The following is a 6,583-nucleotide window of genomic DNA, read 5'->3' as shown; positions in this document are numbered from 1 at the left end:
TGCTCTTGGCCAGATCGATGCCGACGGTGGTGATCTCCATGGGGATGGCTCCTACATCTGCGTAGCTGCTGCTTCGACAGCAACCACATCTTGGCACCGAGATGCCGTCAGTCGGAGCGGGAGCCATCCACCCCATCTGCTATGGAGAAGCGGCCTGAGCTGCCTGAATGACTGAGATGGGTGCCAAGCCGAACGTCCGGTCTTGCGCGCGATGGCGCTCCGACGTGACGTGGTCTGGCCGATAACTGAAGTTCCGCTTTGGGAAAGTCGCGCCGGTGAAGCGGACGTACCCAGCTCCCTCAAGGGCACACTTACCAATTACAGCTTTGGTTACAGATCGCGGGCGTCCGACGTGGCCTCGCATCAGTCGAGAACGCTAAGGCCGTGCAAGATCGGTATCAGACCGCGGGGGATATGGCCGACGCCGATGCCGGCCTCCTATCCATGACCGAGACCACAAAGGCCGTGAGGAACGCCAGCGGCATCGTGACGATGGTCGGGGGATCGAGCGGGAAGATCGGAGCGGCGTTACCGAGCACCTTCACCCAGACCGGTGGCCCGAGGACTGTGAGCGCGACGGCGCCGACGAGGCCGATCACGCCGCCGGCGATCGCACCCCGGGTCGTCAGCCCGCCCCAGTACAGCGCCAGGATCAGAAGCGGCAGGGTCGAGCTGCAGCTCACCGCATAGGCGAGGCTGATCATGTAGGCGACGTTCTGGGTCTGAAAGGCGATGCCGAGCAGCACCGACAGAATGCCGAGGCCGACGGTAGCGAGCCGCGAGGCCCGGATCTCGCTGCGCTCCGTCGCCCGGCCCCGGCCAATGATGCGGGCGTAGAGGTCGTGCGAGACCGCCGATGCGCCCGTCAGCGTCAACCCTGCGACCACCGCCAGGATCGTGGCGAAGGCCACGGCGGAGACGAGGCCCATGAGCGTGTCGCCGCCCAGCGCGTGGGATAGATGAACGGTGGCCATGTTGCCGCCACCACGGATAGCGCCCTTGGCGTCGAGATAGGCCGGATCTCCGCCGATGATGGCCAGCGCTCCGAACCCGATCACGAAGATGAGCGCGAAGAAACCACTCTGGCACATCACGGCCCAGAAGACCGATACCCTGGCCGCACGGGTGTCCGGGACGGTGAAGAAGCGCATCAGGACGTGCGGAAGGCCCGCCGCCCCAAGCATCAGTGTCATGCCGAGTGAGACCGATTGCCAGACGCTCCCCGAATAGACTTGCGGCATCATGATCGCAGCGTGCCTTGGATGCACTGCGATGGCCCGGGCGACGAGGGTATTATAGTCGAAGCCGAACTTGGCCAGGACGAGCAGCGAGATCGCGATGCCAGCCGTGAGCAGCAGCGCCGCCTTGACGATCTGAACCCAGGTCGTCGCCACCATGCCGCCGAACATCACGTAGCAGATCATCAGCGCGCCCACGAGGATCTGCGCATAGAGATAATCGAGCCCGAACAGCAGCCGGATCAACTGGCCCGCCCCGACCATCTGGGCGATGAGGTAGAACATCACGATGATGAGGGTCGCGATCGCGGTGAAGATGCGGATCGGTGTCTCCGACAAGCGCGTCGCCAGGACATCGGCCACCGTGTAGCGCCCGAGCTTCCGCAGCCGCTCGGCTACCAGGAAGACGACGAAGGGCAGGCCGGTCGCGTAGCCGACGGCGAAGATCAGGCCGTCGAAGCCGGAGGAACAGATCAGACCGGCAAGCCCGAGGAGCGCGCCGGCCGAGATCATGTCGCCGGCCAGGGCGATGCCGTTCTGGAAGCCGGAGATCTGACCGCCCGCGGCATAGAACTGGTCGGCCGAATGGGCGCGCCGCGCCGCCCAGTAGGTGATTCCCAACGTTACGAGAACAATGCCGACGAACATTCCGATCGCTGCGGTGTTGAGGCCGCCGCTTTCGGCCGCGCGCGCTGGGGCGGTGGCGCTCAGGAGCAGTGAGACGGCAAGAATGGACCTTCGCATGGTGTCTGCCTCCTCAGCGCGCGGTGAGACGGTTGGCGAGCAGGACGTAGAGCCCCGTCAGGATCATGGTGGACAGGATGGCGAGGAGACCGCCGACGGTGCCGACCGTCACGGCCATCCCGGGTGCGATCGGCCGCGTCATGGTGGCGGGCGAGACGATGAAGGTGCCGATGAAGCTGCCGTAGATCAGCGTCTGTATGGCGGCCATGATCCAGCCGAGGCGGGCTTGCGGCACGTCGTTGTTCGGCGCCGCGGTCGGTGTTCGTTGGACAGGCATCAGTCGCACTCCGGCTCAGAGCAGTGGGACGAACAGGGGTGAGATCGAGGGTTACTCGGCAGCTTTCGGCGCATCGCCCGGAGCGTCGGCGACCACGCGGCCGAAGCCGTTGTTGACGCGGCTACGCTGATACTTGTTGAGCCACGTGCTGAACTGGACCGGCAGCATGTCGTAGGGACGCGCCTCGCCGAGGACCATCGCCGCGTAGACGGGCCAATGGGGGTTGGCGAGCATCGGCCGGCCGAGCATGACGAGGTCGACCTGACCTTCCTTGACGATCGCCTCAGCGAAGACGGGATCGGCGAGGTTCCAGTTCGCAGCGGTCAGGACCCCCGCCTCCTCCCGGATGCGTTGCGCCGCCGGGACCATGAACCCCTCCTCGTCCCACGGCGTCTGGGCGCGGCCCGAATTGCCGCCGAAGGAAACGTCTACGAGGTCGAGGCCCCGAGGGGCGAGCAGCCGGGCCAATTCGACCGACTCGTCGATGGTCTGGCCGCCGGGCGCGAACTCCGTCACGCCGAACCGCATGGAGAGCGGCAGCCGCTCGGGCCATTCCGAGCGTACCGCCTCGAAGACCTCGATGAGCAACCGGCTGCGCCCGGCGAAGTCGCCGCCGTATGCGTCGGTGCGCCGGTTGGCCAGGGGCGAGAAGAAGCTCGACAGCAGGAAGCCGTGCGCGCAGTGGATCTCCAGCCACTGGAAGCCGGCCTCCCGCGCGCGGCGCGCGGCCTCGGCGTATTGGCGCGTCACCGTCGCGATATCGTCGTGCGTCATGGCGCGCGGGACCCGCGGCATGGCTCCGCCGAAGGCGTCGGCGGAGGGGCCGATCATCTCCCACGCGTCAGGATGGTCGTCCGGTAGATGGCCGCCGCCCTTCCACGGAGGCTCGACGCAGCCCCGGCGGCCCGTGTGGCCGAGCTGGATGCCGGGGACCGCCCCGACGGACGCCACGAAGCGGGCGATGCGCGCCAGAGCCTCGCTCTGCTCGTCGTTCCAGATACCGGCGCACTGGGTGGACATGCGGCCCTCCGGCGAGACGGCCGCCTGCTCCACCACGACGAGGGCGGCGCCCCCTGCCGCTTTTGAGCCCAGATGCGCCAGGTGCCAGTCGTTCACGAGGCCGTCCGGCGACGAGAACTGGGTCATCGGCGAGACCGCGATGCGATTGCGCAGCGTGACGTCGCGAACCCGGAGTTCGCTGAACAGTGAGGACATCGGGCTCGGTCTCCCCGCCCACCCCGTCCGGTCGAGCATCCTGCCGGAGAAGCGAGCGATCTGCTCGAAAAATAAGCCAATACTGCCGATGAACAGGCGGCTGGATGCCTGTATCTTCTCGGTCGATGACTTGTTCGAGCGCTAGACTGCGCTTAGCCTCTGAGAGCGTTCTTCCAAATTCACGCCGGGTTCGAACAGATTCCGGACATCGTCAGGCAAGGATGCGCCGGCGGGGCGTGTCAGTGAGATTGAGGACATGACGGTCACGACGATGCAGACGCGTGACATCGGCTCCTGGCCGAAGAACATCGCATTGGCCCGCAGCACGGGGCGGGGGTGGCGGGACATCCACGCGCAGCACGTCGCCGTAGAGCCCTGGACGGGGACACTCGACCCGGTCGGCAACCCCTGCCTCGGCTACTGCGTCAATCGTCCCGCGCAGATCCGCCGGCGCATCGGGCGCGGCGGCACGACCGAAACGCGCACCCTGCGTCCCCGCCAGTTCCACCTGATCCCGGCCCATGACGAGAGCGAATGGCAGAGACGGGGGCGCTCCGAGATGCTGGCGATGCATCTCCGCCAGGGATTGATCGACGAGACCGCACGCCAGATGTGGAGCGCAGCCGCCTCCCAGGTCGAGCTCGACGTGCCGCTCGGGACGTCCGACCCGCTCTTGGAGCAGTTGGCGCTGGCTATCCTGGAGATCATGCGGGAGGAGCCGGATCCCTCGTCGGCGCTCTACGTCGACGAGTTGGTCCACGCCATGGTTGTGCGACTCGTTCGGATCTACACAGCCAACGGTCGCTCATCGCGGCGGGAGCCAGACAGGCAGGTTCTCGATTGCGGCGAGATGCGGCGCGTCCGCGACCTGATCGAGGACCGCCTTGCCGACGATCTATCCCTCGAGGCCATCGCGGGCGAGGTCGGTGTATCCTCACGCTCCTTGTCCCGCGCCTGTCTCCGGCAATGGGGCACGACGGTCCATCAATACGTGCTGTCACGCCGGGTGGAGCGGGCCAAAAACCTGCTCCTCTCGACGGATCTGACCGTTACCTCGATCGCGCTGGATACGGGCTTCTCAAGCCAGAGCCATCTAGCGACAGCGTTTCGCCGGGTGACGGGACTCACACCGAAGAGTTATAGGGTCTGCGGACAATCCTGATCTGGAGATGCGAATTTTGACAGCAATCTGGGCTGCAGAACCTGCAGGATCTGTGCGGGCCTGCTGAATCTTTCTAGTACGTCCCAACGATGAAAACCTCGCGGAAAAATGCGGCTTGATGGCAAGCATCTTGGAATACTGGCCCCATGAACTCTCGCATAGGGGTTGGGTACATTCGTAGAGTCGAAACCCGTCCCTCGTGGATCATGTGGCCGTTGTCGAACATGCAGGCCCGTTGTTTGCTCCCGGTCGCGCAGAGAGGGGCAGGACGGCAACAATAAGAGCCACGCGGTCGACCGGGTTTGGCCGATATCGGTATGGCTAGTATCGGAAGAATTTCCAAGCAAAGCGGGCGTTGGCTGTCCAAGTACTGCGGCCAAAACTAATCGATGAATCCAGTCTACTTGGTACAGGGCCGCAGCCTCTGTCGCGGCGGTCGTTTCGGCAACTTTGTACCATCCCCGTGTGCCAGCGGGGCCGAGCGGGTTTAGCTGTTGAGACCGGGCCGCTCGGCCCCTATCGAAGCGTGGACCCTGGGAAGGATTTCCACTTCGATTCCGTGTGCACCACGGCCGCGTACGGATCGTGGTGGATGAGCGCTTGACGTCAGCCCTTGCGGACCAGCGGGGCTACCACCGCAGCCGGCGCCGGCGGGGTGTAGAGCGGGACGACGAAGCGGACGAAGCCGTCGGTCGAGTAGTTGTCTCGGGTCCGGCCGAGCGCGTTCGTGTACTGGGCACCGGTGACCACGTCGCGTGCCACATACGCCTGAACGGTGAAGGCCTTGAAATCGTAACCGATGAGGCCGCCGACGGCGAAGCGGCCGCGATTGCCGTTCGCGGCGCTGAACTGGCTGGTGTCGAAGTTGTAGACACCGTAGGCGACCGGGCCGATCTCGAAGTTGCCGAACTTCTTCGTGGCGGTCAGATCCAGCAGAATTGCATCCGAGAGGCGGATTGGACCGATCGCTGCACCGACGGGACCACCGAAGCGGCCGGGCGTGTCGTAGACGTTGCCGGTCAGATTGGCGGTGATGTTCCAGCCGTCGCCGGTGTAGCTGCCGGCGACGCCGAACCTGTACGTGTTCGAAGAGAACTGCGGCAGCACCGGCGTGCCAGCCAAGCCGGTCCCGAGCGAGCCGCGGCCGGCATCGAGGTCGTTCAAGTGGACGCCGCCCAGGAAACTGACGCCGAAATTGTTGCCGAGGTCGAACGCCCAGATGCCGGCAAGGAGGGTACCGACGTTGATCGAGATATCCTTGTTTCGCTGGCCGGCGCCGTTGCGGGTGAAGGCGAACACGGTGGGCTGAGCGACGAGCGCTTCGATGCGGCCGCCGAAAGGTGTCAGCGGGGTCGACCAGAGCAGGAACGGGACGTTGATCGCGGTGTCGGGCGAGAAGGGCTGATCGGTGCGACGGTAAATGAAGGTATCGACCGCGTAGAGGCCCTCGGGCAACGGCGCGCCGGCGGCGAGGCCGACCTGCTCGCCCGGGATCGTTGTGGCTTGGGCGGAGGCGGCCGTCGCGCTCAGCGCGACGGCCGCAGCGCCTGCGAGCGTTGCCGTGATCCTGTTCAGCATCCTCAATCCCCTTCTTGCCGGGCGCAGGCCGAGCGTTCCCGTTCGCCGGAAAGCCCCGGCGCAGATACCGATCGGTTGTTTTGTTGGACTTCAGCGTCTTAGTTGTATGGAAACGCGATCAATTTGTACGCATTTCCATAACGACTATGAGTGTGTCATTGTTTGACTTTGAGTCTACTGCAAAAAGGACGATCGATACGAGGGCGCGCGCTCATGTTGCTGCGAAAGCACGCTTGTCGGCGGCCAGATCGAAACATGCCGGAGCTCGCTCGCACGACTGTGACATCTAGGAAATGCGAGCAAGGAGGACCGCTTAGATCTCCGCCGTGCCTCTATCGGGCGCTTGAGCGATCAACTCTCATGAGCGGT

General features: G+C 65.0%; 5 protein-coding genes. 1 reads left to right on the top strand and 4 read right to left on the bottom strand.

Translation table 11 applies throughout. The annotated features are described in order from the left end of the window. Positions 1-398 precede the first annotated feature (398 nt). Genes MKK65_RS09135 through MKK65_RS09125 form a run of 3 tightly spaced genes read right to left on the bottom strand, consistent with a single transcriptional unit; the run spans position 399 to position 3,474 of the window. The gene (locus MKK65_RS09135; RefSeq protein ID WP_243957171.1) at positions 399-1,982 is read right to left on the bottom strand and encodes a sodium:solute symporter family transporter; all 1,584 of its coding nucleotides are present in this window, start codon (positions 1,980-1,982) and stop codon (positions 399-401) included. Positions 1,983-1,995: 13 nt separating this feature from the next. Continuing rightward, entirely contained in the window at positions 1,996-2,259 is a 264-nt protein-coding gene (locus tag MKK65_RS09130; RefSeq protein ID WP_243957169.1) for a DUF485 domain-containing protein, read from the bottom strand. Between the two features lie 51 nt (positions 2,260-2,310). Then, positions 2,311-3,474 (bottom strand): NADH:flavin oxidoreductase/NADH oxidase, encoded by a 1,164-nt coding sequence (locus MKK65_RS09125; protein ID WP_243957167.1) that lies wholly within the window; start codon positions 3,472-3,474, stop codon positions 2,311-2,313. A gap of 256 nt (positions 3,475-3,730) precedes the next feature. On the opposite strand from MKK65_RS09125, the gene MKK65_RS09120 reads away from it, so the two are divergent. Then, positions 3,731-4,636, top strand: a complete 906-nt coding sequence (locus MKK65_RS09120) for a helix-turn-helix domain-containing protein (protein WP_243957165.1) — start codon at positions 3,731-3,733, stop codon at positions 4,634-4,636. Between the two features lie 606 nt (positions 4,637-5,242). Here the strand turns inward: MKK65_RS09120 and MKK65_RS09115 are convergent. Continuing rightward, entirely contained in the window at positions 5,243-6,214 is a 972-nt protein-coding gene (locus MKK65_RS09115) for a transporter (protein ID WP_243957163.1), read from the bottom strand. Between the last annotated feature and the right edge of the window lie 369 nt (positions 6,215-6,583).

Origin of the sequence: Methylobacterium sp. J-001, from assembly GCF_022829565.1 — a bacterium.
Classification (GTDB): domain Bacteria; phylum Pseudomonadota; class Alphaproteobacteria; order Rhizobiales; family Beijerinckiaceae; genus Methylobacterium.
Note: the sequence above shows the minus strand (reverse complement) of the source record. Positions and strands in the feature narration are given on the sequence as shown.